The sequence below is a fragment of the Stappia sp. BW2 genome, assembly GCF_008107695.1.
Taxonomy (GTDB): Bacteria; Pseudomonadota; Alphaproteobacteria; order Rhizobiales; family Stappiaceae; genus Roseibium.
Genome location: NZ_VIRG01000058.1, coordinates 101,979 through 126,006, shown reverse-complemented (window position 1 = coordinate 126,006; position 24,028 = coordinate 101,979). Strand labels below are relative to the sequence as shown.

The following is a 24,028-nucleotide window of genomic DNA, read 5'->3' as shown; positions in this document are numbered from 1 at the left end:
TTTCATGCGGCGATAACAGGAATGTCCGGCGCTGCCCGAATGGTCAGAAACTCGGGTGCTCCGTCCCGAATGACGATGTTTTCCTCGTGAACCATCATCCTGCCGGGGCCAAGCGTCAGGCTGGGTTCCAGTGTCAGCACCATGTTTTCACGCAGCAAGGTCTGGTCGAAGCTGGTCAGGCTCGGTGCCTCGGTGAGCTGCATGCCAAGGCCGTGGCCGAGCCGGCCGACATCGCCTTCGCTCTCGCCCAGAACCCCGGCCATGGCCTGGAAGAGATCGGCACAGGTTCTTCCCGGGCGGGCGATGGCGGCAGCCGCTTCAACTGCCTGCACAAGTGTTTCGTAAGCAGACCTGACAGCGTCGCTTGCCCGGCCGATCGCGAAATTGCGGTCGAAATCGCAGAAGTAGCCGTCTTTGGTCGCGCCGGTATCGAGCATCAGGACGTCCCCTTCCTGAAGCGGCCGGGCGGAGGGCGGTGAAATGACATCGCCGTAGCCCTCCTGTCCGGCGCCGCCGACCAGATAGGGGACGTCGTCAGCGCCTTGCCTTAAAAGTTCGATCCGGAAGGACCGGAAAACGTCGTTGAGCGGTTGGCCGGCGTGGAAAAGCTCCGGTCCTCTGGCGAAGGCAGCCGAACCGATGCCGCAGATTTCGCGCAGCAAAGCAATCTCGCGTTCCGATTTCACCATCCTGAGGCTCTGGATCAAGTTCGTTCCATCGACATATTCGGAGCCGCTGGTGACATCCTGCAGGCGCTGAAAATCACGAAGCGGCATGCGCAGCGCGCTTTCCCGGCCCATCGGCATGGCGATTTTCGGGAAGTCTTTGAGGGTATCGGCCAGCAGGTTGATGCCATCATCGACCGGGTGCGGGGCGGAAAACGTCCGGATGTCATCAATCCAGGTGGCGGCCATCAGATGCGCCCCGATCTGCGGAATGACTGCAATCGGCTTGCCGTTCCCCGGCACGACAAGGAACCAGGGCCGGGTCGGGCTCTGCCAGAAAAGAGTCCGGAAGCCGGTGAAATAGCGCATTTCGGCTTCCGTCGTGAAGAACAGCGCGTCGATGCCTTGCGCGCGCATGGCCGTCTGGGCGGCTTGGTTGCGGGTGGCAAATTCGTCTTCAGGGAAATCCTGCTCAGACATCCTCCGGTCCTTCGGAGAGATAACAGAGCACCCGAGCCTCCGGACCAAGGCCAAGAGTTGAGGCCTGACCGGCCGCGTGGCGCACGGCAGTGATGCCGGCCGAACCGGACGGCGTTGTCGCAATGTCGTTTTCCCCCAGCCATTTAACTGTTTCCGAGGCCTCGTCGTCAGAAACGATCACGAAGACATCGGCTTCCCGGGCCAGGTATTTCAACGCCAGATGAGACGGTTCCTTGCAGTCGAGCCGGCCCATGTTCGACACCGGGCCGGGCGCCGTAACAGGTTCGCCGGCTTCAATGCTGGCAAGAAGGGCGGGGGCATTTTCCGGTTCCACGACAACAATGGTCACATCCTTGCCCCAGGTCAGGCGGGCGCCGACGGCACAGGCGGCGGCAAGGCCGCCAACGCCAGCTTGCAGGAAGACATGCGTGGGCGGTGTTTCGATCTGCCGTGCGATTTCCGCGGCCATCACCAGATAGCCTTCCATCACGTCGTGTCCGGGGCCGGTCATACCCGGCCAGGTGCTGTCCGGCAGTAAGGTCCAGCCTTCGGCGTCGGCGCGTCTCTGGGCTTCCGCCATGCTGTCTTCATAGGTGGCCCCGGCCCGGACAACGTCGGCACCCCGAGCCTTCAGGCGGGCCTCAAAGGCTTCGGGTACGGTCTCGGCGACGAAGACGGCGGCCCTGGCGCCAAAAAGCGGCGCGCCTGCAGCAAGGGACATGCCGTGGTTTCCAGCGCTCGCGCAGACGAAGGTCATGCCGTTTAGCGCTGAGGCGTGTGAAGGCGCCAGTCCGTCCTGCACGCGCTGGTCCGCCAGTTTGGCAATGGCATAGGCTGCGCCAAGAGCCTTGAAACTGCCAAGACCCATGCGCTGCCGTTCGTCCTTCAGGCTCAAGCTGCCGATCGCAAATTGGCTTGCAAGATCCGGCAACGCCAGGAGCGGGGTTTCATCGGCCTGTGGGCATTTGCGGAAGAGGCTTTCCGCCCCGGCAACGTCCTGCGAAACGGATCCTTCCGCTAGCCCGGTCTGTTCTGGAAGGCCTTTGCCGAGAAAAGGGTTTTTCAGTGTTTTCATTGTCTGCCCCGCACGGTTTCCCAGGCAGGTCAGCAGCTCTGACGGTCGGTTGCAAGCGTCTTGCGGAAAATGACGGTTCCGAACCAGACGAGGCCGTCTGCGAGATGTTGCGCCCGACTGCGAAAAAGACTTGCCTGTTGCTGAAGAATCGAAATATCATGAATTATGGATATGAAAGATGCCTTGAGCGCTTTCGGAGCGCTCAGCCAGAAAACGAGACTGGAAGTCTTCCGGTTGCTGATCCGGGCTGGTGAAGAAGGAATGAGTGCCGGCGAGATCGGCGAGGCTCTGGACGTTCGGCAGAACACGATGTCGGCGAACCTGGCCGTCTTGCTTCAGTCCGGGCTGGTGCGCAACGAACGAGAAGGCCGGTCGATTCGGTATTTTGCAGACCTGGACGGAATACGTGAGTTGTTGACGTTCCTGATGGCCGACTGCTGTGGCGGTCATCCGGAGCTTTGTGCGCAGGTTATCGAGACGATTGCCTGCGGAGAGACCTGTTCATCGTAAGGAGGACCAGATGTCCGGCGATGTCTTTAATGTGCTTTTCCTGTGCACGGGCAATTCCGCCCGGTCGATCATGGCGGAAGCCATCTTAAACCGGGAGGGACAAGGCCGGTTCAGGGCCTTTTCCGCCGGCTCGCAACCGGCCGGGGCCGTGCGCCCGGAGGCCCTGGCGCTGCTGAGCAAGCTCAATTTCAAGACCGACGGCCTGCGATCGAAGGACTGGGCCGAATTCGCGGTGCCGGATGCGCCGGTCATGGATTTCGTTTTCACCGTTTGCGACAATGCGGCGAACGAAACCTGCCCTGTCTGGCCTGGCCAGCCGATGTCCGCCCATTGGGGCCTGCCGGATCCGGCAGCTGTTGCCGGAAGCGAGAGCGAACGGGCGGTCGCATTCAACGAAGCCTTCCGGATGCTCAGCAGCCGGATCTCGGTGTTCGTGAACCTGCCGATGTCTTCGCTTGATCGGCTGTCTTTGCAAAAGAAACTCGATCAGATCGGTCAGTCTGCCGAAGAGCCTGTATAAGGCTGCTCCGGCGTACCTGCTTCGGGAATATCGCCTCAGGCGACGGCTTGGCCCTCGCGCGAAGTGCGCAAGGTCAGCAGTGCAATGGCAAGGGCGATGAGTGCGCAGGCGGCAACGGCGCCGACCAGGGGCAAGGCTGTGCGGTCAAAGAACGGGCTGCAGATCAGGATCATCACGCCGCCGGCGACCATCTGGAAGGTGCCGCCGAGGGAGGAGGCCATGCCGGCATGTTCGCCGTGTTCTTCCAGGGCCATGACCATCACCGGGGCGATGACCTGACCGAGGCAGGTGTTGCCGATGAAGAACAGGGCCATCAGCACCGGCAGATCATCGATACCGCTCCAGACCAGAATGACCAGGAGAACGTTGGCCGCGGCGAAGCCGCTGACTGCCCTCAGTGCCACCCGGCCCATGCCGAAGCGCTCACCAAGTGTGGCGGCGAATTGGGACGAGGCGAAGAAGCCGATTGCGTTCAGCGCAAAGACAAGGCTGAAGGCCATCGGCGTCAACTGATACTGGGTCATGTAGACCAGTGGGGCGGCGGCGATGAAGACGAAGAAACTCGCCAGCGAGAACCCTCCGATCAACGTCAGCCCCATGAACCTGCCGTCGCGCATCAGATAGATGGCACTGCGGATCATCGCTGTCGGGTCGATCTTGCCCCGGCGCTCGGCCGGCAGCGTTTCGGGCAGCAGGAAAGCCATTTGCAACGTGGCCAACAGGGCGATCACGCCCAGGGCAACAAAGATCAAACGCCAACTGCCGAACTGGATGATCAGGCTGCCCGCAAGCGGTGCAAGCATGGGGGACACGCTGAAGACCAGCATGACCAGTGCCATCAACCGGGTCGCCTTCGGGCCTGTGTGCAGGTCGCGGACCACGGCCCGCACGATGACCATGGGCGCAGCGGCGCCGAGCGCCTGCACGAAACGGCCGAATGTCAGCGCCGAAACGTCAATTGCCGTGGCGCACATGATCGAGCCGATAATGAAGACGACAAGCCCCAGAAAGGCCGGCAGCTTTCTGCCGAACCGGTCTGCCAGCGGGCCGTAGATGAGCTGCGCAAATCCGAAAGCGATGAAATAGACCGTGAAGGTCATGTGAACCGCAGCGTCGTCCGTCCGCAATGCCTTTACGATTTCCGGCATGGCGGGCAGATAAAGGTCGATTGCAAATGGACCGACAGCGGCGAGAAGCCCCAGCACAATGGCGGAGCGGATGAAACCGATCTGCATTGGAAAATCCGATGAAAATGCGCCGGAGGCACAAATATGGGAAAGAATGGAAGATGGAGAAGGCGGTAACTGCCGCACCTCCTTCATATGAGGTAAACGCCTGAAATGCAAATTCAAGCCGCGCAGTGCGTTGTCATGAAAGCTTCATGCAATTGTCACCGATATGGTAATCTGGCCCACTAGCTTGCGCGCAACATCAACCCGATATTTGTGGGAGTGAGTGCAATGGCGAACCTTCGTGGGCGCTTTTTAAAAGGTGTCAGCCTTTCAGTTTTATTCGGCCTTGGCGCGGTCTCGGCAGCGCAAGCTGCGTATTTCGAGCGTATCAACACTTTCCCGGTCTACAAGACCCTGCCGGAAGGCGCGGATAAGGCGACGGAAACCGTCGCGGAAATCATTTCCGCCACCAAGGACGGCCGCACTCTCGTCTTTACCGACAGCCCGGGCGAAGCCATCGTCTTCGTCAATGCGGCCAACCCGCTGAACCTGCAGCCGATGGGCCGCACCGCCCTTGGCGGTGAGCCAACCTCGGTCACCGTCGGCAAGAATTTCGCCTATGCCGGCGTCAACACCTCTGAAGATTACGTCAATGCCTCCGGTCATCTGGCCGTGATTGCTCTCGACGGTCTCGGCATTACCGCGAAATGCGACGCCAAGGGGCAGCCGGACAGCATCGCCATTTCCCCGGATGGCAAGTTCATCGCCATCGCCATTGAGAACGAGCGCGACGAAGACCTGAACGACGGCGTGATCCCGCAGATGCCGGCCGGTCATCTGGCGATTTTCGATCTGGACGAGACCGGGGCGCCGACCAACTGTGATGCGGTCCGCATTGTCGACCTGACCGGTCTTGCCGAAATCGCGCCGACAGATCCGGAGCCGGAATTCGTTTCCATCAATTCCAAGAACCAGGTTGTCGTCACCCTGCAGGAAAACAACCACCTTGCCGTGGTCGATCTGGCCTCCGGCGAGGTTGTCAGCCATTTCTCCGCCGGCACGTCGTCCGCCGAGAATATCCCGGTCATCAAGGCCCGCATGAGCGATGCCTCCGGATCGATCGAAAACGTCAAGCGTGAACCGGATGCGGTTGCCTGGCTCGATGTCGAGCGGTTCGTGACGGCCAACGAAGGCGACTACGAAGGCGGTTCGCGCGGCTTCACCATCTGGAACACCAAGGGCGAGGTCCTGTTCGACAGCGGCAACCAGATGGAACATCTGGCCATGTCGTACGGCCATTACCCGGCCAAGCGGGCGGCCAAGAAAGGCACCGAGCCGGAAGGCGTGACCGTCGGTGAATTTGGCGGCGAGAAGCTGATTTTCGTCAATTCCGAGCGCGGCAATTTCGTCGCCGTCTACAAGGACACCGGTGCCGAGCCGGAATTCGTCCAGTTCCTGCCGACCCACGTCGGTCCGGAAGGCTCTCTGGCAATCCCGAGCCGCGATCTGTTCGTGGTGGCCAACGAGGTCGACAGTGCGGAAGACAACGTTCGTGCGCAGGTCTCCCTCTACAAGTTCGGTGCGGACGCTTCGTCCTATCCGATGGTTGCTTCCGACGTTGATCCGGAAAAGGGTGCGCCGATCGGTTGGGGCGCGCTGTCCGGTCTGGCGGCGGACCCGGCGGATGCCAACAAGCTCTATGCGGTCAGCGACAGCTTCTATGACGATGCCCGCATCTACACGCTGGATATCTCCTCCAAGCCTGCCAAGATTGTCGGCTATGCCACCGTTCAGGGCGGCAAGCAGGCCAAGCTGGATCTGGAAGGTATTTCCATTGCCAAGGATGGCGGCTTCTGGCTGGCTTCCGAGGGTAACCTGGACAAGGACCTGCAGCACCTGCTGCTGAAAGTCAGTGCCGACGGTCAGGTTGAGGAAGAAATCACACTTCCAGAAGAGCTGAGCGCCCAGTCTGTCCGCTTCTCCTTCGAAGGCGTTTCCGAGTTCGAGATGGACGGCAAGACGCTTGTTGCCGTCGCCGTTCAGCGCGAATGGAAGGACGATCCGAAGGGCATGGTGAAGCTGGCCATCTACGATCCGGCAGACAAGTCCTGGGGCTTCGTCCACTATCCGCTCGACAAGCCGAAGAGCGCAGCCGGTGGCTGGGTCGGCCTGTCGGAAATCGTCTCCATGGGTGATGGCACGTTCGCTATCCTGGAGCGCGACAACAAGGGCGGTGAAGACGCGGCCATCAAGCAGATCACCACGATCTCCCTGGACGGTGTGACACCGGCTGCCTACGGGGCCGACCTGCCGGTCGTCGAGAAACATTATGCCCTGGACATCCTGCCGGCGCTGGCAGAAGGCAAGGGCTGGGTTCTCGACAAGCCGGAAGGCCTGACAATCACCGCCGACGGCCGCCTGATCCTGGTGACCGACAATGATGGTGTTGACGATGCGCCGGGTGAAACCCAGCTCATCGACCTCGGCCCGGCAAGCCGCCTGAAATAAGGCGCTTCAAACAGTGTCGGAACCGATCAAGTAACCGATCCGGTCCCTGACGATTTTCGGAAAACCCCGCTTTGGCGGGGTTTTTTGTTTGGCCTTTGCACTCTGCCCTTATCTTTCCAGCGGGTACATCTGCAGAAGGTATTGAACGTCCATTTCGTTCGCGAAGGCGGCTGGCTGCGACAGCAACAGGTCCCGGATGCAAGCGCGCCGCGCTTTCATGTCCTTTGAGGGGGATGCCTCTGCCGATCTCATCTGCCTTTTCCAGGGTCTCGTTGGGTTTCGCAAAAATCGAAGCAGGCTGAAGCCGTGTCGCGAAGTGAGAGTTGCAGACATTTCCGATCCTCCTGCTTGTTTTCCTGCCTTTAAAATATCCTCGGCAACATTCGGCTGGTATCCGGCCCGGCGTTGTGTTGCTCTACATAAATGAAGAGCCGGATCTCGAACTGGACAGATATCAGGGCCTTTCTGGCCGTGTTCCGGGAAGGATCAACTCTGGCGGCGTCACGCCGGCTCGGGGTTGCGCAGCCGACTGTTGCGCGACGGATCGAAGTGCTGGAGCATGAACTGCAGCTGTCTCTTTTCGACCGGGACACGCGTGGTTTTCGGCCGACCCGGCACGCGAGGGCGCTTTACCCGAAAGCCGAGGCCATTGAAGCCGCGATGACAGCGCTTGAAACCGAGGCGAACGGTCTCGCAACACCGCGCCCGATCCGCATCACCGCATATTCGGCAAATTTTTCACCACGAGCCAACAAGATCTTCAGCGATTTTTCTGCCCGGCATCCTGATGTCCGGCTGGAATTTATACCCACCCAACTCATGCTGGATCTTGAAAAAGGTGAAGCCGACATTGCGCTGCGGCTGACCCGGAACTCGCCGTCGCAAGACCTTGTCTGCAGAAAGATCAGCACCGCCAGATATTCCCTGTTCGGGTCTCGTGACTATGCGAAAAAACACGGCCTGCCCACATCGCCGGAAGATCTGTCCGGCCACACCTTCGTCACCTTCGAGCGGGACGATGTTCCAACGACCCTTCACGATTGGCTAGCCTGCCGCGTGAAGCGAGAGCAGATCCTTCTTTCGTTCAGTGAGTTTGAGCTGATGCATGCCGCGATAAGGTCCGGCGTCGGCCTGGGCCTCCTGAACCTGAAGCTCGTAGAACAGGAGCCCGATCTCGTGCGCTGCTTCGAGCCGATCGATGAACTCGCAGCAGAGCATCTCATGCTGATTTCCAGCGAAGCTTACAAAAGACCCGAAGTTCGGAAGTTCACGAAATTCTTCGCCCCGAGATATGCAGCGCTCTTCAAGCCGCTCCCGTGACAATTGCCAGCATTGAACAGGACAACGTGGGCCCGCTCGCTGCGTAATTCCTGGAGAAAGATCCTCCCAAGACCTGAGCGGAGGTCCGGCGGCTTTATGCGGCCGGGCCTTTCCTTTTTGGGAGTACCAATCTCAACCCCAGACAGTTCGTCGTTGCCAGTGCCACAGGGCGGCAAGGCTGTGTAGCCCGATGAGGGCCGCCAGCAAGAATGCTGCGGCATGGTGGAGATTTGCCGGTGGCAATCCTGCAAGGGCCCCAAGGCCGGGGATTGTACCGTCAACGATCGCGCCCAGGGTGCCTGACAGCAGGATCATGCCAATGCCGCTGATCAGAAGCAGAAGCGGAACGAGGCGCAAAGCCACATGGACACTCCTGCCGAGGACAGCCTGGAAGCCGGGCTTGACGATGAAGACCGGGGCGGGGGCTCCCTTCATGATCCAGCTGATGGTGCGCACGAGAGCGAGACCACCGGCCGACAAACCAAGCCCCAGATGGGATTTCAAAAGGGTTGCGGAAAACGTGTCGCTGTTCGTCATGGCGTAGCCTGTCGCCAGGGCGCCAATGGTAAGACCGGCAATGGTCCAATGCAGCAACCGGATACTGGAACTGGGGGAAGACATCATTCGTCCTCCCGGATCACGGTGTAGAGCGCGGCATGAAAATCGATCCCCTTGAACTCCGAGACAATGCCGCTTTTGCCAAGCTTCTGAATGGCGGCCTGATAGGTCTCGGGACTTTCCCAAAGCGCGACATTGACCAGTTGGAACTTCGCCTGCGGGGACAGGGACTGGTGCAGACGCGTGGTGATGTAGCCGGGTTGTTCTTTCAGGAAATCGCGGGCTTTTTCCCAGCCGCGGACAGCATCGGAAAGGCGGTCTTGCGGAACCTCGAAGGAATTGATCAGCGTGATGGGGGCTTTTGAGGTGATTTCATTCGCCATGGCGGAAACTCCCAGGTTGGCGGTTAGTAAAGAAAGCGCGGCCAGGTGAATGGCACGTCGGGTCCAGAGTGATGTCATTTTCATCTCCTTTTATATAGCAAGCTATGTTTATTTATATAGTAAGCTATCTATCGTATATGCAAGGGATGACATTCGAAAAAGATTCCTCCGCTGGATATCTAGCAAACCAGATGGCCCGGTTGTTTGCTGCGGGTCTCCAGCGCCGTATCCGGCCCCTTGGCCTGTCGCCAGGGCAGTTTCCGGCGCTGCTCGCGCTGTGGGCGAAGGAGGGGCGCACGCAAAAGGAACTGGTGCAACTGCTTGATATCGAGCAGGCGACACTGGCCAACACGCTGGCGCGGATGGAACGCGACGGCCTGATCACGCGCCGGGCGAGCGAGGAAGACGGCCGGGTTCAGGAGATTTTCCTGACGGACAAGGCACGGGTTCTGGAGAAGGAAGCCGTCGGCGCAGCGACTGCACAGAATGCCGAGGCACTGGAAGGATTTTCGGAACAGGAAAAAGCTCAGTTCCTGGATTTCATGCACAGGGCCGTTGCCGCCATGCAGAAAGCCCAGTCCGGTAACTCCCGGTGAGTGCCAGCCTGCTGGGTCTTTTCGGCGTGTCGTTTCTCGCCGCCACCTTGCTGCCTGCCCAATCCGAACTGGGCCTTTCCGGCTTGATCGCGCTGGGAACGGACCCGGTTTTTCTGCTGGTTGCCACCGCAAGCCTCGGCAACACGCTCGGGGCGATGGTCAACTGGGGTCTGGGACGGGCGGCAACCGCGTGGTCGACCGCGTCCTGGTTTCCGGTCAAGCCGGACAAGCTTGCCAAGGCGACGGGCTGGTATCACCGGTACGGACGCTGGAGCCTGCTGTTGAGCTGGGCACCGATCATCGGCGATCCCCTGACACTGGCGGCGGGTGTGCTGAAAGAACCGTTCTGGAGCTTCACTCTGCTGGTCGCCATTGCAAAGACCACGCGCTATGTGCTGGTTGCGCTCATCACGTTGCAAGTCATCTGAGTTCGCGGGCCAGATGACGGAAAGTGCCCGGCTGTTTCCAGCCGGGCGAGTGACGCGGATTCAGATCAGTCCCCGGCACGATACTCGGGTGGTATCGTGAAGACTTCGTCGGCGCGGCCATAGCCGCCGTCCTTGATCTCTTCCACCAAAACCATTGTGTTGGGCCGCACGATCTCACCGAAAAAGGAAACCAGCAGGTCGGTGGTCTTGTGGATCAGCTCTTCCTTTTGCGCTGTGCTCAACGCGGCTTCGGGCAGTTTGTAATTTGCAAAGGGCATTGCGATTCTCCTTGGGGTTTTGGTGAAAGTGTCTAGATGATGCCGCCGTTGGCACGCAGAACCTGTCCGTTCATCCAGTCCCCATCGGGACCAGTCAGAAAGGCGACGGTTGCGGCGATGTCCTCGGGGGTGCCGAGACGGCCAAGCGGGTTTGATTTCCGGATCGTTTCCACAAGCTCCGCCGGCTTGCCGGCAAGGAAAAAGTCAGTCTCAACCGGTCCGGGGGCAATCGCGTTGACCCGGATGCCACGCGGGCCAAGCTCTTTCGCCAGAACCCGGGTCATGGCTTCAACGGCGGCCTTGGTCGCGGCGTAGAGGCCGTAGTGAGGCTGATAGAGACCGACCACACTGGAGGAAATGCTGATGATCCGGCCACCATCCGCGAGCCGGCTCGACGCGAGCCGCATGGCGCGGAAGACACCGCCGAGATTGACCGCGCATTGTCTGTCGAAATCTTCGTCGCTTGCTTCGGCAATCGCGGCATTACGCATGGTGCCTGCATTGTTGACGAGTACACCCACCGGGCCGAAGGCCTTTTCTGCTGCTTCGAAAAGACGCTCGTGGGTCGCTGTCTCGGCAACGTCTCCCTGGATCGCCATTGCCGTGCCGCCCTGGTCTTCCAGGCTTTTGACAAGTGCGTGAGCCGCGGCTTCATCCTTGCCGTAGTTGATGACCACCTGAAAGCCATCGCGCGAAAGCCTGCGGGCTATGGCTGCGCCTATGCCTTTGCTGGCGCCGGTGACGATGGCGGTGTCGAGATCTGGTGTCATGTAAGTCTCCTTCTCGTTGATCCTGAAGATAGCGAGGCGGAAACTTCGGATAATGATGCTTTAACTGAAAAGATAATCCGGATAATAAGAACAAATGTACGGCAAGTTCGACGCAATGCAGCTCTTTGTCCGGGTGGTCGAACGGGGCAGCTTCACTGCTGCCGCGGCAGATCTGAACCTGCCACGGTCCACTGCCACGGATGTGATCCAGCGTCTCGAGCGTGATCTCGCCTGCCGGTTGCTGGAGCGAACCACACGCCATGTGACGCCGACCCCGGATGGCGAAGCCTATTACCGGCGATGTGTGTCAATCCTGGCGGAAGTGGAGGAAGCGGAGGGCGCGCTGCGCGGGCACGAGCCTGCCGGACAGTTGCGGGTCGATGTGCCGGGACGGCTGACCCGCACCTTCCTGTTGCCGCACCTGCCGGACTTCATGGCGCGTTATCCGAAGATCGACCTGCAGCTCGGTCAGGGAGAGCGCCTGGTGGATCTGGTCCGCGAGGGGGTTGACTGCGTGCTCCGTGCCGGCGTGCCGGACGACAGCGGCATGATCATGCGCAAGTTGACGGAGATCGCGGAGATCACATGCGCCAGCCCGGACTATCTCGCCACGCACGGCACGCCGACAAGGCTTGAGGATCTGGAAGGGCACCTTATGGTCGGCTTCCTGTCGTCACGGACGAGCGCTGTCATGCCGCTTGACTTCCGGACGTCCGCAGGCGTGCGCGAAATAATGCTGCCCAGCCGGATCGTCGCCAACGATGCCGAAACGGTACACCAACTCGGGTGTCTTGGGTTCGGGCTGTTCCAGGCGCCTCGCTACCGGCTTGCCGAAGATCTGGAAAGCGGTGCGCTGGTGCAGGTTCTGCCGGATTTGCCGCCGACCTCGTTGCCGTTGGCTGCGTTCTACCCCCAGAACCGCCAGCTTTCACCGCGCGTTCGTGTCTTCGTCGAATGGGTGGCCGGTATCTTCGCCGCGGTGGAGATATAGACCTCAGACCCTCTGGATCAGATCCCACTTGTTGCCGAACGGGTCCTGGAAGACGGCGACCTTGCCATAGGCTTCCTGGCGGGGAGCCTCCAGAAAAGTGACGCCGGCTGCGAGCATCGCCTGGTGGTCGCGGTCGAAGTCGTCGGTGTGCAGGAACAGGAACACGCGTCCGCCGGTCTGGTTGCCGATGGCGGCTTGCTGGCTGTCTCCATCGGCCTTTGCAAGCAGAAGACGGGTCTCGGTACTGCCCTTTGGGGCGACAAGCACCCAGCGCTTGTTGACGCTAAGGTGTGTGTCTTCGATCAGATCGAAGCCGAGCTTGCCGGTGTAATAGGCGATGGCCTCGTCATAGTCGGGGACGACAAGGGCAATCGCTCCAATCATCTGTTTCATTGAAGACCGGGTCCTACTGCGCGCGCCGGTAGACGGACACATTCGTGTAACTTGCGACATCCACCAGGTGAACCGTCTGGGTCACGGTCAGGGTTCTGCCGTCTTCGGACAGTTCCCGGTCGGCCTTCATGATGGTCAGTCCGCCGCGGCGGGCTTCCGAAATCAGGTTGCGGTCGCCGTTGAAGACGAGACGCATGGCATCAACCAGTCCGCTTTTGCCGAGGCGTACCTCAGGCCCGTCAGGCATCGCCTCGAAGGTGTCATTGGTCACTTCGCCGTCGGCGGCGACCTGGTTCATGATGAACACCGCAACGCCGAAATTGTCTTCGATCTTCAGCGTGGCGCTTCGGGGCGGTTCACCCTGCTCGAAGTCGCTTTCCTCCGTGTCGAGGATCCAGGTGCCGAGAAAGGGGGCGAGTTTGTCTTCGATCATGGGACCAATGGTGTCTTGAAAAGGGAAAGCCGCCACCGGGATAACCGGTGACGGCCCTGCTTGCAAATGGCGATTGCCTATCAGGCGCTCAAGGCGTCCAGTTCGGCAATGATGGCGTCGCCCATTTCCACGGTGGAAACGGTTGCCTGGCCAGCCGCCGCGATGTCCTTGGTACGCAGGCCCTTGTCGAGGGCGTTGGCGATGGCCTTGTCGAGCTTGTCGGCGGCCGCGACTTCTTCGAAGGAGTAGCGCAGCGCCATGCCGAAGCTGGCGATCATGGCGATCGGGTTGGCTGCGCCCGTACCGGCAATGTCCGGAGCCGAGCCGTGGACGGGCTCATAGAGTGCCTTGCGCTTGCCGGTGACACCGTCCGGAGCGCCAAGCGATGCAGACGGAAGCATGCCGAGCGAGCCGGTCAGCATGGCGGCAACGTCGGACAGCATGTCGCCGAAGAGGTTGTCCGTCACGATGACATCGAACTGCTTCGGCCAGCGGACGAGCTGCATGCCGCCGGCATCGGCCAGCATGTGCTCCAGCTGAACGTCCTCGTAGCCGTTCTTGTGCGTCTGGGTCACGACCTCGTTCCACAGAACACCGGACTTCATCACGTTCCGCTTTTCCATGGACGTGACCTTGTTGCCGCGCGTGCGCGCCAGCTCGAAGGCGACGCCGGAAATGCGCTCGATCTCGTAGGTGTCATAGACCTGGGTGTCGATGCCGCGCTTCTGGCCGTTGCCGAGGTCGATGATTTCCTTCGGCTCGCCAAAATAGACACCGCCGGTCAGCTCGCGCACGATCAGGATGTCGAGACCTTCGATCACGTCCTTTTTCAGCGAAGACGCATCGGCAAGTGCCGGATAACAGATGGCCGGGCGCAGGTTGGCGAAAAGCTGCATGTCCTTGCGCAGGCGCAGCAGGCCGGCTTCCGGGCGTGCCTCGTAAGGAACGTCGTCCCACTTCGGGCCGCCCACGGCACCGAAAATCACGGCGTCGGCTGCCATGGCCTTGGCCATGTCTTCTTCGGAGATCGACTGACCGTGTGCATCATAGGCAGAGCCGCCGACCAGGCCTTCGTCGGTTTCAAAGGACATGCCGCCCTTTTCGTTGAACCAGCGAATAACCTTTTTCACTTCCTGCATGATTTCCGGGCCAATGCCGTCACCCGGCAGAAGCAGAAGGTTTTGTGAAGCCATGGGTGTTCCATCCCGCATTTTGAGAAATCTGATGGCGATGGGTTAGCGCGTCGGCCGTTGTCTTTCAAGATGAAGCCAGTTGCGAAGAACTCAAGCAAGCCGTCGGGAAAGGTCAAGAACGGCAGTACGCTTACGGCTGTGATGGCGTTGCGACCATTTTTCCGAGGGCGCCGGCAGCCGTCAGCCGAGCCATCCGCGTGCTGCCTGCCACAGGAGATTCAGTGCGAGCAGGGTCATCACCCACTTGAAGCCGGTCTTGAAGCTCTTTTCATTCATGCGGCCGAGCAGGCGGCTGCCGGAAAGCGTGCCGAGAAAGCCGCTGACGATCATCAGAACGATCAGTCCGAACCAGGGCGCGAAGGCAAAGCCGAGGGCGCCGAAGGCGATGATCTTGAAGACATGCATGATCAGCGCGGTGACCGCCTGATTGGCGACAAACTGGTGGCGCGTCAAGCCCAGGGTGGACAGCACGGCGGCGCCGATAGGGCCGGCCGCACCGAAGAACATGGACAGGAAAGTCGAGACAAAGCCCGCAGCCGCCATGGCGCTTTTCGGGGCCTTGCCGAAGCGAGGTGCCTTGCCCCAGACGACCCACAAGACGAACAGGCCGATGCCCGCCCTGAGAACGGTGGGGGGCAACTCCATGGCAATTGAACCGCCGACCGCAGCACCGAATGCGGCCCCGATCGCAAACCAGAGCGCAATCAGCCAGTCGACATGCTTGAGTTGAACCAAGGCGCGCCCGGCATTCGACCCGAGCTGGACGACACCATGCACCGGCACCAGTGCAGTGGCCGGCATGAGGGTCGCCATGATCGCGATCAAGGCCACCCCGCCGCCAAGGCCGACGGCTGCAGCCAGGGCAGAGGTGAAGAAACTGGCGACGATCAGCGTCAGCGAAGCGGCAAGGTGCAGCTGATCGGGAAAGAAGAAACCGGCTATGTCCGGCATGTCACGGCCATCTCTTGTTGGCGTAATTGATCGCTTCGCGGACATCCAGCGCGCGTGTGGAATTGCCGCTGCGCAGGTAGAAGACCGAAGCTTTGTTCTCTTCCATGTAGACGGCGCGGGGCGCAGGGCTGACAATCACCATGGCCACATCTTTTCCCTCGACCCTCGAAAAGACCGTGTGGATGTAGGGGCAGAGGTCGCCACCGAGTGTTTTGGAGACGATGTCGTTGACCGTGCGCTCGAAAGAATCGAGGTCGGGGCTTTTCAGCGTTGCCAGATCCTTGTCGAGCCCGAGGGGTGTGCCGTTGTCATCGACGCCGATCAGAAGATGGCCGCCATCTGCGTTGAAGAAGCCTGCCAGGGTCTTGGCGATGACCTTTTCAAGCGACCTGTTGGTCCGGTTTTCGATCAGGTCCCAACGCAGCGAGGATTTGAATTCCACACGTCCGCTTTCGCCCTGTTTCAACAGGTCGGGAATCAGGGTGGTCTGTTCCTCGCGCAGAGACCGGTAGGCTTCGCTGGTGCGCATGTAGTTGCGGGTAAAAATGCCGAAGGCGAGGCCGACAACCGCACCGAGCGCGGCGTAGGCCGTCGCCACGTCCAGATGTCGGGGAAGCAGCACCAGCCACAGGCGGGCCATCAGAAATTCAAGAAGACTGGGCGCGGAGTCCGAGAACCGTGCCAGTTCCCACCAGACCACCAGCAGGTTCAGCGGGTGGATCACCAGGACCCCGACGATGGCCCCGACCGCGACATAGACTACCAGGAAGGGAAGCTTGAACGGGGAAAGTGCCATATCCGAAAATCCAAATGAAAACGCCGGTCGGAACCGGCGTCACTGTTAAGCCAAAACCTGCCCGCCGTCATCCCCGGCTGGCATCAGGTGAGCCGGGATGACGGTGAAGGCAGCGAAAAGCGTCAAGCTGCCGCAGGCAAGGCCGTTTCAACGAGTTTCACCCAATAGGAACATCCGACCGGGATCAGGTCGTCGTTGAAGTCGTAAGCGGGATGATGCAGGCCGGCGCTGTCGCCGTTGCCGGCGAAGATGAACGCGCCCGGACGCTCTTCCAGCATATAGGAGAAATCCTCGCCGCCCATCATCGGGTCGATCTCGCGGTTGACCTTGCCGACCCCGGCAATGCCTTCGGCAACCGACGTCGCGAAATCGGTCTGTTCATCGTGGTTGACCGTGACCGGGTAGCCGCGCGTGAACTGCAGAACCGCCTTGGCGCCAAACGCATCGCCGACCGAGCTGACGATGGATTCCATCCGGGCCTGGGCAAGATCGCGCATTTCCGGGCTCAGCGTGCGGACCGTACCGCGCAAGAGCACTTCCTGCGGAATGACGTTGAAGGCGTTGCCGCCCTGGAAAACAGTGACCGACACAACCACTGAATCGAGCGGATTGGCGTTGCGGCTGGCGATGGTCTGCAGCGCGGAGACCATCTGCGAGCCGATCACGATCGGATCGATGGTTTCGTGCGGCTTGGCGGCGTGGCCGCCCCGGCCGGTAATCACGATGCGGAATTCATCGGTCGCGGCCATGATCGGGCCCTTGCGGATGGCGAATTCGCCAACCGGAAGGCCCGGGAAATTGTGCATGCCGTAGACTTCCTCAATCGGCCAGCGGGTCAGAAGACCGTCTTCAATCATTGCCTTGGCGCCTGCACCACCTTCTTCAGCGGGCTGGAAAATCACGATAACGGTGCCGTCGAAGTTGCGAGTCTCGGCGAGATATTTCGCAGCACCCAGCAGCATGGCGGTGTGGCCGTCATGGCCGCAGGCGTGCATTTTGCCCGGGATCTTGGAGGCATATTCCTTGCCGGTGATTTCCTCGATCGGCAGTGCGTCCATATCGGCACGCAGACCGATGGTCTTGCCTGCGCCACCGTTGCGTCCCTTGATCACCCCGACAACGCCCGTCTTGCCGATGCCCGTTGCAATTTCGTCGACACCGAAGCTCTGCAGCAGCTCGGAGACCTTTTCGGCGGTCCGCACCGTTTCGTAGAGGATTTCGGGGTTTTCGTGAATGTCGCGGCGCCAGGCAGTGATCTCGTCGGCCAGATCCGCGAGGCGATTAACGATGGGCATGAAGGACTCCTAGAAACACGTCTGAACGGGAAAGCGCTTGAAGCTTGAAGGGTTAGGTTCCTAACCTATCGCAAGCTGCAAAAAGAGGAAGTGGAATTGCAGAAAAAGTTTTCCACCAGGCAGTCGATTGCAAGTCTGATCCGCCAGGGCATCATTTGGCGGATGATTTTTGCTCCAACCGGTATACGCGCGTGCGTTTGATCTCGCTGTCTTCCAGCGCACCGACCACCGGAACGCTGAAGGCAGCCAGTTCGCTCAAGCGAGCCGACGGCAGGTAGGACCGGCCCGGGTCGCCGACATAAACCTCGATGCCGTTCGCCAGCAATCTGTCGAGGAAGGCCAGTACCTTGTCGGCCATGGGCTTGTCGTAAAAAACGTCACCGCAAAAGACGAGGTCGGCTTGTGGCGGCTCTGCGGCGGTGATGTCCGCGGTCTCTGTCGAGATTTCGACATCGTTCAGCGCGGCATTCAGCCGGGTTGCCGTGAGGGCGAAGGTGTCGATGTCGACAGCATGGCAGGACGCGGCTCCGGCCTTCATGGCGGCAATGCCGACAAGACCGGACCCGCAGGCAAAATCGACGACGCGCTTGCCTTTAACCAGGTCCGGCGTGTCGAGCACGTAACGGGCAAGGCCCTGCCCGCCTGCCCAGGCAAAAGCCCAGAACGGTGGCGGCAGGCCGAGTTCGCCCAGTTCGTCTTCGGTCTTCTGCCAAAGATCCATGGCTTCGTCGGCCACATGCAGAAGGATTTCCTCCGCATGCGGCACAGGTTTGACCTTGGTTTCCTCGCGGATGAAGGCCACCGGATCCTTGATAAGAGCCATTCAGGGCAGGTTTCCTGACAAGAGGAAGTTACGCAGGCTCTTTCAGGCCGCCCATTTCACAGACGATTTTCCATTCCTCTTCCGTGACCGGCTGAACCGAAAGGCGCATGGAGGTGACCAGCGACATCTTGGCAAGGCGCGGTTCGGCCTTCACGTCGGCCAGGGTCACCGGCTTCGGCATGTCGCAGACAGCCTTGAAGTCCACACATTCCCAGCGCGGATCGTCAATGGTGGTGTCGGGATGAATGTCGCTGCAGACTTCAACGATGCCCACGACTTCCTTGCCGATGTTCGAATGGTAGAAGAACGCCTTGTCGCCGATTTCCATGGCCCGCATGTTGTTGCGCGCCTGGTAATTCCGGATGCCGTCCCACTGTTCGCCCTTGTCACCCCGGGCCTTCTGCTGTTCCCAGGACCATTTGTCAGGCTCGGACTTGATCAGCCAGTACTGCACTCAGTTTGCCTCCGGGTTCTTGACCGCCCAGTTCCAGGGGCGGATCTCGACGCTTTCGAACAGACCCGCACGGGCATAGGGATCTTCCTGGGAGATTGCCAGGATCTCGTCGCGGTTGGACGCTTCGATGACGACCAGCGAGCCGGTCATGTTGCCGTCGTCGTCAAGAAACGGACCGGCGGCCTTGAGGCTGTCGCCGAGGCCTTTCAGGAAGTCGAGATGCGCGGCGCGATTGTCGAGACGCGTCTGCAGGGCACCGGGCTTGTCGGTGCAGATCAGGGCATAGAGCATGAAAAAATCCCCGGGTTGGTCGAATCTGCGTCGAACGTAGGGCCGGGGCGGGGGAAACTCAATGGGGTATTGTTTCAAGTGGATGTCATCGCATCAATCCCCTCAGAAGAGCGCTTCTGCGTATCTTCAAGGATAGGTGACATCCGGAACAAGCGGCGTTCTTGGAGACTGGCCTAAAGCCCTGTCGTTTCCGACTTCAGCGGGCGGGCCATCAGGGTGTTGAGGGCGTCATCGATGGTCAGGTTCTCGTCGATCATCTTGGCAACAGTGTCGCAAATGGGCACTTCGACATCATATTTGCTCGCCAGCTTCACGGCGACGCGGGCGGAATAGGCTCCCTCCGCCAGTTTACCGCCGGCCGAAATCAGCTCGGACGCCATGAACCCTTCGCCGAGCCTTAGCCCGAAGGAAAAATTGCGTGACTGGCTGGACGAGCAGGTGAGCACCAGATCGCCCAGACCGGAAAGGCCTGTCAGGGTTTCTCCCTGAGCGCCCATGGCGGTGCCGAGGCGGGACAGTTCGGCGAACCCGCGTGCGGTCAGGGCCGCCTGGGCGCTGGCGCCAAGCTTGCGGCCAACCACGGCGCCGCAGGCAATCGCAAGTACGTTCTTCAGGGCGCCACCGATCTGGGCTCCGAGAATATCGATGGAGGCATAGGGCCGGAAGCAGGGCGATTGCAGGGCTTCGCACAGGCTCAACGCCGACTTCGCGGAATTGGCGGCGACAGTCACTGCCGTCGGCAGGCCCTTGGCGACATCGTCAGCAAAGCTCGGGCCGGACAGGACGCCGGGTTCGATGCCGGGCAGTTCCTCGCTCATGACCTTGGACAGGAGCTTGCCGGAGGACTGTTCGATCCCCTTGGCGCACAGGACCACAGGTCCGCGCACCTTGCCGGTCTGTTTCAGGGCAGCCAGCATGGCGCGGGTGGTCTGGGCCGGTGTCACCAGCAAGATGGCATCGGCATCGGCGATCTCGTCCAGCGAGGAGGTTGCGTCCAAATCCTCATCGAAGGTGATCCCCGGCAGATAGCGCGGGTTCTGCCGGCGGACCCGGATATCGGAAACCGTGCCGGGATCGCGCGCCCAAAGGCGCACCTCTCGGCCGGCACGTGCCGCGGTCAGGGCCAGGGCCGTGCCCCACGCACCTCCGCCAACGACGCCGATAGACCTAATGGCGCCCATTGCTCTGCCTTTCCACGCGCGTCCGTAATGTTTCAAGCTGCGCTCCAAACCCTTCAAAAAAGCGGGCCTCGGTCGGCGCATCCATGGTGAACAGGTCAATCCAGAACAGACGGAACCTTATCGGAGGCCCGCCTGCATTCGGTGACGTTTCGAAATGTTCCCATTCACTCGCGGGCTTTTCACGAATACGGCCGTGAAAATGCCGCCGGCGATGCAAGCCGTCGAGACAACGTGGAACATCTTTGAAGAAATGGTCCTGGTCGGCGAACGATTCGAGCGCGATATCCAACGAAAGTCCTGTCTCCTCGGCAAATTCTCTCCTGGCTGCCTGCAGATAGCTCTCGCCGGGGTCAAGCGTTCCACCGGGAACCTGAATTTCGGCATTGGGGAAATCCGGTTCCTCAAACACAAGAAGCTCTGTTCCGCAGGTCAGATAAACATAGGCCTTCTGGTAGATCAGCACCGACAGATCCTCGAAAAACGGTTGTTTATGCCGCCTTGGCGACAGAGGCGACGCGCTCACGCAGGGCATCCAGGGGCGCGCCGAAGGCGGCGAAGAAGTTTTCCTCGTTGCGGGCCCTGTCCCCAAAGAGGTCGACCCAGAAAAACCGGTAGCGAATCGGATCACCACCGCTGCTGGGATGCATTTCGTAATGTTCCCACTCGGTGTCGGGCCGGGAGGCGAGCCGAACGTGATAATTGCGCCGGATGTGCCGACCGCGCAGAGGTCGATCCGGATGCGGCCGATACTGGCCAACGGGCGGGATCGTCTCGAAGGGAATATCCTGGGCGAAGAACTGGTCGAAAGCCACATCCAGCTCGAGACCGGTTTCCTCGGTGAATTCCCGCATGGCGCCATGCAGGAAGCTTTCCCCCGGATCGATTGTTCCACCAGGCACCTGAAGGCCGAGCCAGGGCGTGTCCGGTTCATCAAAGACCAGAAGGTCCGTGCCGCAGGTCAGATAGACATAGGCCTTGTGGTAGACGCGCATCTTTCAAAACAGTCCTTGTTGGAAGGCTGAAGTTTCCTAACAGGGTCTTTGGCCGCGCAAAAGGGTCGGCGCCTGTTCGGGCGACGTTTTATTGGGCTGCAGCCTAAACCTTGGCGCCCTTCTTGCCCGCGCCGAGCACGCCGGCATTGGCCGCATCGAGCGGCCAGCGCGGGCGCGGCGACAGGCCCATGTCGTCAACAGGCCCCTTCTGCAGCCGTTCGATGCCGGCCCAGGCGATCATTGCGGCATTGTCGGTGCAAAGGCTCAGCGGCGGGGCGATGAAGCGGGCGTCCGCCTCTTCTGCCGCGGCCAGAAGGCTGTTGCGGATTTCCTGGTTTGCCGCGACGCCGCCGGCCACGACAATTGCGGGTTTGACGCCCGGATGGCGCGTCCGGAAGAGGTCGAGTGCCGTGCGGGTGCGGGCCGACAATACATCGGAAACAGACCGCTGGAAGGCGGCGCAAAGGTCGGCAATCGTCTGCTCGTCAACGGGTTCCAGCTTTTTCGCCTGGGTTCGAAGAGCTGTCTTCAGCCCGGCAAAGGACATATCGAGGCCAGGCCGGTCGAGTAGCGGGCGCGGCAGGCGGAAGCGGGTGACATCTCCCCGTGCAGCCATCTTCTCTACATGCGGGCCACCGGGATAAGGCAGGCCCAGCAGCTTGGCAGTCTTGTCGAAGGCTTCGCCGATGGCATCGTCGATGGTCGTGCCGAGGCGTTCATAATCGCCGACCCCGCGCACCAGCAAAAACTGACTGTGGCCGCCGGAAACCAGCAGCAGGAGGAACGGGAATTCGAGGTCGTCGGTCAGGCGGGCGGTCAGGGCGTGACCTTCCAGGTGATTGACGCCGACAATCGGCTTGCCTGCAGCCATGGCAATGGCCTTGGCCGTCATGAAGCCGACGATGACCCCGCCGATCAGACCCGGCCCCGCGGTCGCGGCAATGGCGTTGATATCGTCCCAGCCGCAACCGGCTTCGTCCATGGCTTCCGCGACGATCCTGTCGAGAATCTCGATATGGGCGCGGGCAGCGATTTCCGGCACCACACCGCCGAATTCTGTGTGCTCGTCGATCTGCGACCGGATCGTGTTGGACAGGATTTTCTTGTGTGAAGGCCCGCACACCACCGCCGCTGCTGTCTCGTCGCAGCTGGTTTCAATGCCCAGAACCGTCAGATTGGTCGCATTGTCATCTGTTTTGACTGAGGTCATTGGTCTAAATGCGGTGGCCTGTGTTAGGACATCCGAAAAGACATAAATCGGTGCCCGTCATTTCTGCCGGGCGTAGCATCTGGACGGTAAACCTTGCAATCAAATCCTTTGCGTATCGGAACAAGGGGCAGTGCGCTGGCGCTGGCACAGGCCCATGAAACCCGCGACCGGCTGATGGCGGCCCACGGTCTGACCGAAGACGCGTTCGAGATCGTGGTCATCAAGACATCCGGCGATAGGATCCAGGACAGGCCGCTGTCGGAAGTCGGCGGCAAGGGGCTGTTCACGAAGGAAATCGAGGAAGCGCTTCTGGATGGGCGCATCGATCTTGCCGTTCATTCGTCCAAGGACATGCCGACGGTTCTACCGGATGGACTGGCGCTGACCGCCTTCCTGCCGCGCGAGGATGTGCGCGACGCTTTCCTGTCGCCCAAGGCAAAGACCCTGACCGACCTGCCCCAGGGGGCCGTCGTCGGGTCCAGCTCACTGCGCCGCCAGGCGATGATCAAGCGGCTGCGCCCCGACATCGAAGTGGTGATGTATCGCGGTAACCTGCAGACCCGCTTGCGCAAGCTGGCGGACGGCGAGGTGGACGCAACGCTTCTGGCGGCGGCCGGTCTGCGCCGGCTGGGCCTCGAAGCGGAGATCACCAGCCTTCTGGAAACCAGCGAGTTTCTGCCGGCAGTCGGGCAAGGTGCGATCTGCATCGAAAGCCGGGAGGGTGACACGGCAACCCTTCAGATGCTGTCAGCAATTCATGACGAGACAACCCAGATCCGCCTTGATGCCGAGCGGAGCTTTCTTGCGGTTCTGGACGGATCGTGCCGCACGCCAATCGGCGGTCTTGCGACGCTCGAGGGCGATACGCTCCACTTCAAGGGCATCGTGCTGAAGCCGGATGGATCGGAAGCCCATGAAGCTTCGGCCAGCGGGGTGAAGGCAGACGCCGTGCAGATCGGCCGATCGGTCGGGGAAGATCTGAAATCCTGCATGGGGCCGGACTTCATGACGGGAGCCTGACCCGGTCATGCGCTTTCTGGTGACGCGTCCTCAACCGGATTGCCGGAGAACCGCAGAAAAACTGCGGGCCCTGGGGCATGTTGCCGAAGAGGCCCCCGTGCTGAAGACTGTCGAGGCACGGGATGCGGCGGCCATCGGGTTTGAGGGCGTGTCGGCATTGGCCTTTTCCAGCCGGCGGGCGGTTGCCATTCTTTCGGCGCACAGCCAGTTCGACACTTTTCGGAATTTGCCGGTCTTCACGGTTGGCGACGCAACCGCGCTTGCCTGCCGAGAGGCGGGGTTCTCACAGGTCCAATCGGCCAGCGGCAACGTCAGTGCACTGGCGCAACTGATTCTCGATAAACGAAGCGGTTTGCTTTCCGGCGACGTGCTTTATCCCGCGGCAGAGGACCGGGCCGGGGATCTGGAAGGGCTTCTCGCCGCAGGCGGCGTCTCCTGCCGAACCGTCGTGGTCTACCGCATGGACGCGGTGGAGCATTTGCCCGTCGCCGTGGTGGAGGGCCTGAGCAGCCATGCCTTTGACGGTGTACTCATCTATTCCAGACGTACGGCCGAGGCTTTTCTGGCGCTGGTGCGCAGCCACGGTCTCGACCATATTTTGTCCGGTTTGCCTGTCTATGCCCTTTCGCGGCAGTCGGCCGAGCCCATATCCAGGGTAAGCCGCGTGCGCGTTGCGGCTGAGCCGAATGAAACCTTCTTGCTGGATCTGGCGTTAACACAGTGTTAACCGGATCCGGTGGAG

29 protein-coding genes are annotated in these 24,028 nt (G+C 60.8%); 9 read left to right on the top strand and 20 right to left on the bottom strand.

The features are described from left to right. Nucleotides 1-2: 2 nt before the first annotated feature. Nucleotides 3-1,145: a M24 family metallopeptidase gene (locus FMN63_RS08775; RefSeq protein ID WP_148583586.1), complete on the bottom strand. Its 1,143-nt coding sequence runs from the start codon at nt 1,143-1,145 to the stop codon at nt 3-5. Further along, complete coding sequence (locus FMN63_RS08770; RefSeq protein WP_162855008.1) at nt 1,138-2,220, bottom strand: pyridoxal-phosphate dependent enzyme; 1,083 nt, start codon at nt 2,218-2,220, stop codon at nt 1,138-1,140. Before FMN63_RS08770 ends, FMN63_RS08775 begins: the two co-directional genes overlap by 8 nt. A 165-nt stretch (nt 2,221-2,385) precedes the next feature. Between FMN63_RS08770 and FMN63_RS08765 the strand changes: the two genes are divergently transcribed. Continuing rightward, complete coding sequence (locus FMN63_RS08765; RefSeq protein ID WP_148583584.1) at nt 2,386-2,730, top strand: ArsR/SmtB family transcription factor; 345 nt, start codon at nt 2,386-2,388, stop codon at nt 2,728-2,730. A 10-nt stretch (nt 2,731-2,740) separates the two neighbouring features. Continuing rightward, the gene (locus FMN63_RS08760) at nt 2,741-3,250 is read left to right on the top strand and encodes an arsenate reductase ArsC (protein WP_148583583.1); all 510 of its coding nucleotides are present in this window, start codon (nt 2,741-2,743) and stop codon (nt 3,248-3,250) included. Between the two features lie 35 nt (nt 3,251-3,285). On the opposite strand, the gene FMN63_RS08755 is transcribed toward FMN63_RS08760, so the two are convergent. Next, nucleotides 3,286-4,485 (bottom strand): multidrug effflux MFS transporter, encoded by a 1,200-nt coding sequence (locus FMN63_RS08755; RefSeq protein WP_148583582.1) that lies wholly within the window; start codon nt 4,483-4,485, stop codon nt 3,286-3,288. 225 nt (nt 4,486-4,710) lie between these two features. Between FMN63_RS08755 and FMN63_RS08750 the strand changes: the two genes are divergently transcribed. Then, nucleotides 4,711-6,930 (top strand): esterase-like activity of phytase family protein, encoded by a 2,220-nt coding sequence (locus FMN63_RS08750; RefSeq protein ID WP_148583581.1) that lies wholly within the window; start codon nt 4,711-4,713, stop codon nt 6,928-6,930. 423 nt (nt 6,931-7,353) lie between these two features. Then, nucleotides 7,354-8,250: a LysR family transcriptional regulator gene (locus tag FMN63_RS08745; RefSeq protein WP_148583580.1), complete on the top strand. Its 897-nt coding sequence runs from the start codon at nt 7,354-7,356 to the stop codon at nt 8,248-8,250. Nucleotides 8,251-8,382: 132 nt separating this feature from the next. Here the strand turns inward: FMN63_RS08745 and FMN63_RS08740 are convergent, their stop codons facing one another. Next, on the bottom strand, nt 8,383-8,871 hold the full coding sequence (locus FMN63_RS08740) for a cytochrome b/b6 domain-containing protein (RefSeq protein ID WP_162530005.1): 489 nt from the start codon (nt 8,869-8,871) through the stop codon (nt 8,383-8,385). Beyond that, nucleotides 8,871-9,269 carry an antibiotic biosynthesis monooxygenase family protein gene (locus tag FMN63_RS08735; RefSeq protein WP_148583578.1) on the bottom strand — a complete coding sequence of 133 codons (399 nt, stop codon included), beginning with the start codon at nt 9,267-9,269 and terminating at the stop codon, nt 8,871-8,873. The genes FMN63_RS08740 and FMN63_RS08735 overlap by 1 nt, the downstream gene beginning before the upstream one ends. Nucleotides 9,270-9,328: 59 nt before the next feature. Here FMN63_RS08735 and FMN63_RS08730 point away from each other — a divergent pair, with 59 nt between their 5' ends. Together FMN63_RS08730 and FMN63_RS08725 are read left to right on the top strand one after the other, a co-directional pair. Next, nucleotides 9,329-9,787, top strand: coding sequence for a MarR family winged helix-turn-helix transcriptional regulator (locus tag FMN63_RS08730; protein ID WP_148583577.1), 459 nt, complete (start codon nt 9,329-9,331; stop codon nt 9,785-9,787). Next, entirely contained in the window at nt 9,784-10,215 is a 432-nt protein-coding gene (locus FMN63_RS08725) for a YqaA family protein (protein WP_148583576.1), read from the top strand. The genes FMN63_RS08730 and FMN63_RS08725 overlap by 4 nt, the downstream gene beginning before the upstream one ends. A 65-nt stretch (nt 10,216-10,280) precedes the next feature. On the opposite strand, the gene FMN63_RS08720 is transcribed toward FMN63_RS08725, so the two are convergent. Both FMN63_RS08720 and FMN63_RS08715 read right to left on the bottom strand, forming a co-directional pair. Continuing rightward, a complete protein-coding gene (locus FMN63_RS08720) occupies nt 10,281-10,493 on the bottom strand; it encodes a tautomerase family protein (protein WP_148583575.1) in 213 nt (70 codons plus the stop codon). Nucleotides 10,494-10,525: 32 nt separating this feature from the next. Then, nucleotides 10,526-11,263: an SDR family oxidoreductase gene (locus FMN63_RS08715; RefSeq protein WP_148583574.1), complete on the bottom strand. Its 738-nt coding sequence runs from the start codon at nt 11,261-11,263 to the stop codon at nt 10,526-10,528. A 94-nt stretch (nt 11,264-11,357) separates the two neighbouring features. Here FMN63_RS08715 and FMN63_RS08710 point away from each other — a divergent pair, with 94 nt between their 5' ends. After that, on the top strand, nt 11,358-12,254 hold the full coding sequence (locus FMN63_RS08710) for a LysR family transcriptional regulator (protein ID WP_148583573.1): 897 nt from the start codon (nt 11,358-11,360) through the stop codon (nt 12,252-12,254). A gap of 3 nt (nt 12,255-12,257) precedes the next feature. Here FMN63_RS08710 and FMN63_RS08705 read toward each other — a convergent pair whose 3' ends face one another. The 13 genes from FMN63_RS08705 to tsaD form a co-directional block, all read right to left on the bottom strand. Continuing rightward, nucleotides 12,258-12,647 (bottom strand): VOC family protein, encoded by a 390-nt coding sequence (locus FMN63_RS08705; protein WP_148583572.1) that lies wholly within the window; start codon nt 12,645-12,647, stop codon nt 12,258-12,260. A 13-nt stretch (nt 12,648-12,660) separates the two neighbouring features. Then, nucleotides 12,661-13,080: a hypothetical protein gene (locus FMN63_RS08700; protein ID WP_148583571.1), complete on the bottom strand. Its 420-nt coding sequence runs from the start codon at nt 13,078-13,080 to the stop codon at nt 12,661-12,663. An 80-nt stretch (nt 13,081-13,160) separates the two neighbouring features. Continuing rightward, nucleotides 13,161-14,273, bottom strand: a complete 1,113-nt coding sequence (gene leuB, locus FMN63_RS08695) for a 3-isopropylmalate dehydrogenase (RefSeq protein WP_148583570.1) — start codon at nt 14,271-14,273, stop codon at nt 13,161-13,163. Nucleotides 14,274-14,453: 180 nt separating this feature from the next. After that, nucleotides 14,454-15,224, bottom strand: coding sequence for a sulfite exporter TauE/SafE family protein (locus FMN63_RS08690; protein WP_148583569.1), 771 nt, complete (start codon nt 15,222-15,224; stop codon nt 14,454-14,456). Between the two features lies 1 nt (nt 15,225). Beyond that, nucleotides 15,226-16,020 carry an AlbA family DNA-binding domain-containing protein gene (locus FMN63_RS08685; RefSeq protein ID WP_148583568.1) on the bottom strand — a complete coding sequence of 265 codons (795 nt, stop codon included), beginning with the start codon at nt 16,018-16,020 and terminating at the stop codon, nt 15,226-15,228. A 122-nt stretch (nt 16,021-16,142) separates the two neighbouring features. After that, nucleotides 16,143-17,315 (bottom strand): M20 aminoacylase family protein, encoded by a 1,173-nt coding sequence (locus FMN63_RS08680; protein WP_148583567.1) that lies wholly within the window; start codon nt 17,313-17,315, stop codon nt 16,143-16,145. A 151-nt stretch (nt 17,316-17,466) separates the two neighbouring features. After that, nucleotides 17,467-18,138 (bottom strand): class I SAM-dependent methyltransferase, encoded by a 672-nt coding sequence (locus FMN63_RS08675; protein WP_148583566.1) that lies wholly within the window; start codon nt 18,136-18,138, stop codon nt 17,467-17,469. Between the two features lie 28 nt (nt 18,139-18,166). Beyond that, the gene (locus FMN63_RS08670) at nt 18,167-18,592 is read right to left on the bottom strand and encodes an EVE domain-containing protein (RefSeq protein WP_006937746.1); all 426 of its coding nucleotides are present in this window, start codon (nt 18,590-18,592) and stop codon (nt 18,167-18,169) included. Then, a complete protein-coding gene (locus tag FMN63_RS08665; RefSeq protein WP_148583565.1) occupies nt 18,593-18,883 on the bottom strand; it encodes a YciI-like protein in 291 nt (96 codons plus the stop codon). 173 nt (nt 18,884-19,056) lie between these two features. Further along, on the bottom strand, nt 19,057-20,064 hold the full coding sequence (locus FMN63_RS08660; RefSeq protein WP_148583564.1) for an NAD(P)H-dependent glycerol-3-phosphate dehydrogenase: 1,008 nt from the start codon (nt 20,062-20,064) through the stop codon (nt 19,057-19,059). After that, nucleotides 20,051-20,527 (bottom strand): NUDIX hydrolase, encoded by a 477-nt coding sequence (locus FMN63_RS08655; RefSeq protein WP_162855006.1) that lies wholly within the window; start codon nt 20,525-20,527, stop codon nt 20,051-20,053. The genes FMN63_RS08660 and FMN63_RS08655 overlap by 14 nt, the downstream gene beginning before the upstream one ends. 25 nt (nt 20,528-20,552) lie before the next feature. Further along, the gene (locus FMN63_RS08650) at nt 20,553-21,056 is read right to left on the bottom strand and encodes an NUDIX hydrolase (RefSeq protein ID WP_148583563.1); all 504 of its coding nucleotides are present in this window, start codon (nt 21,054-21,056) and stop codon (nt 20,553-20,555) included. A gap of 103 nt (nt 21,057-21,159) precedes the next feature. Further along, nucleotides 21,160-22,230 (bottom strand): tRNA (adenosine(37)-N6)-threonylcarbamoyltransferase complex transferase subunit TsaD, encoded by a 1,071-nt coding sequence (gene tsaD, locus FMN63_RS08645; RefSeq protein WP_209001045.1) that lies wholly within the window; start codon nt 22,228-22,230, stop codon nt 21,160-21,162. A gap of 129 nt (nt 22,231-22,359) precedes the next feature. Between tsaD and hemC the strand changes: the two genes are divergently transcribed. Further along, a complete protein-coding gene (gene hemC / locus FMN63_RS08640) occupies nt 22,360-23,286 on the top strand; it encodes a hydroxymethylbilane synthase (RefSeq protein ID WP_148583561.1) in 927 nt (308 codons plus the stop codon). A 7-nt stretch (nt 23,287-23,293) separates the two neighbouring features. Continuing rightward, nucleotides 23,294-24,013, top strand: coding sequence for a uroporphyrinogen-III synthase (locus tag FMN63_RS08635; protein WP_148583560.1), 720 nt, complete (start codon nt 23,294-23,296; stop codon nt 24,011-24,013). Nucleotides 24,014-24,028 lie beyond the last annotated feature (15 nt).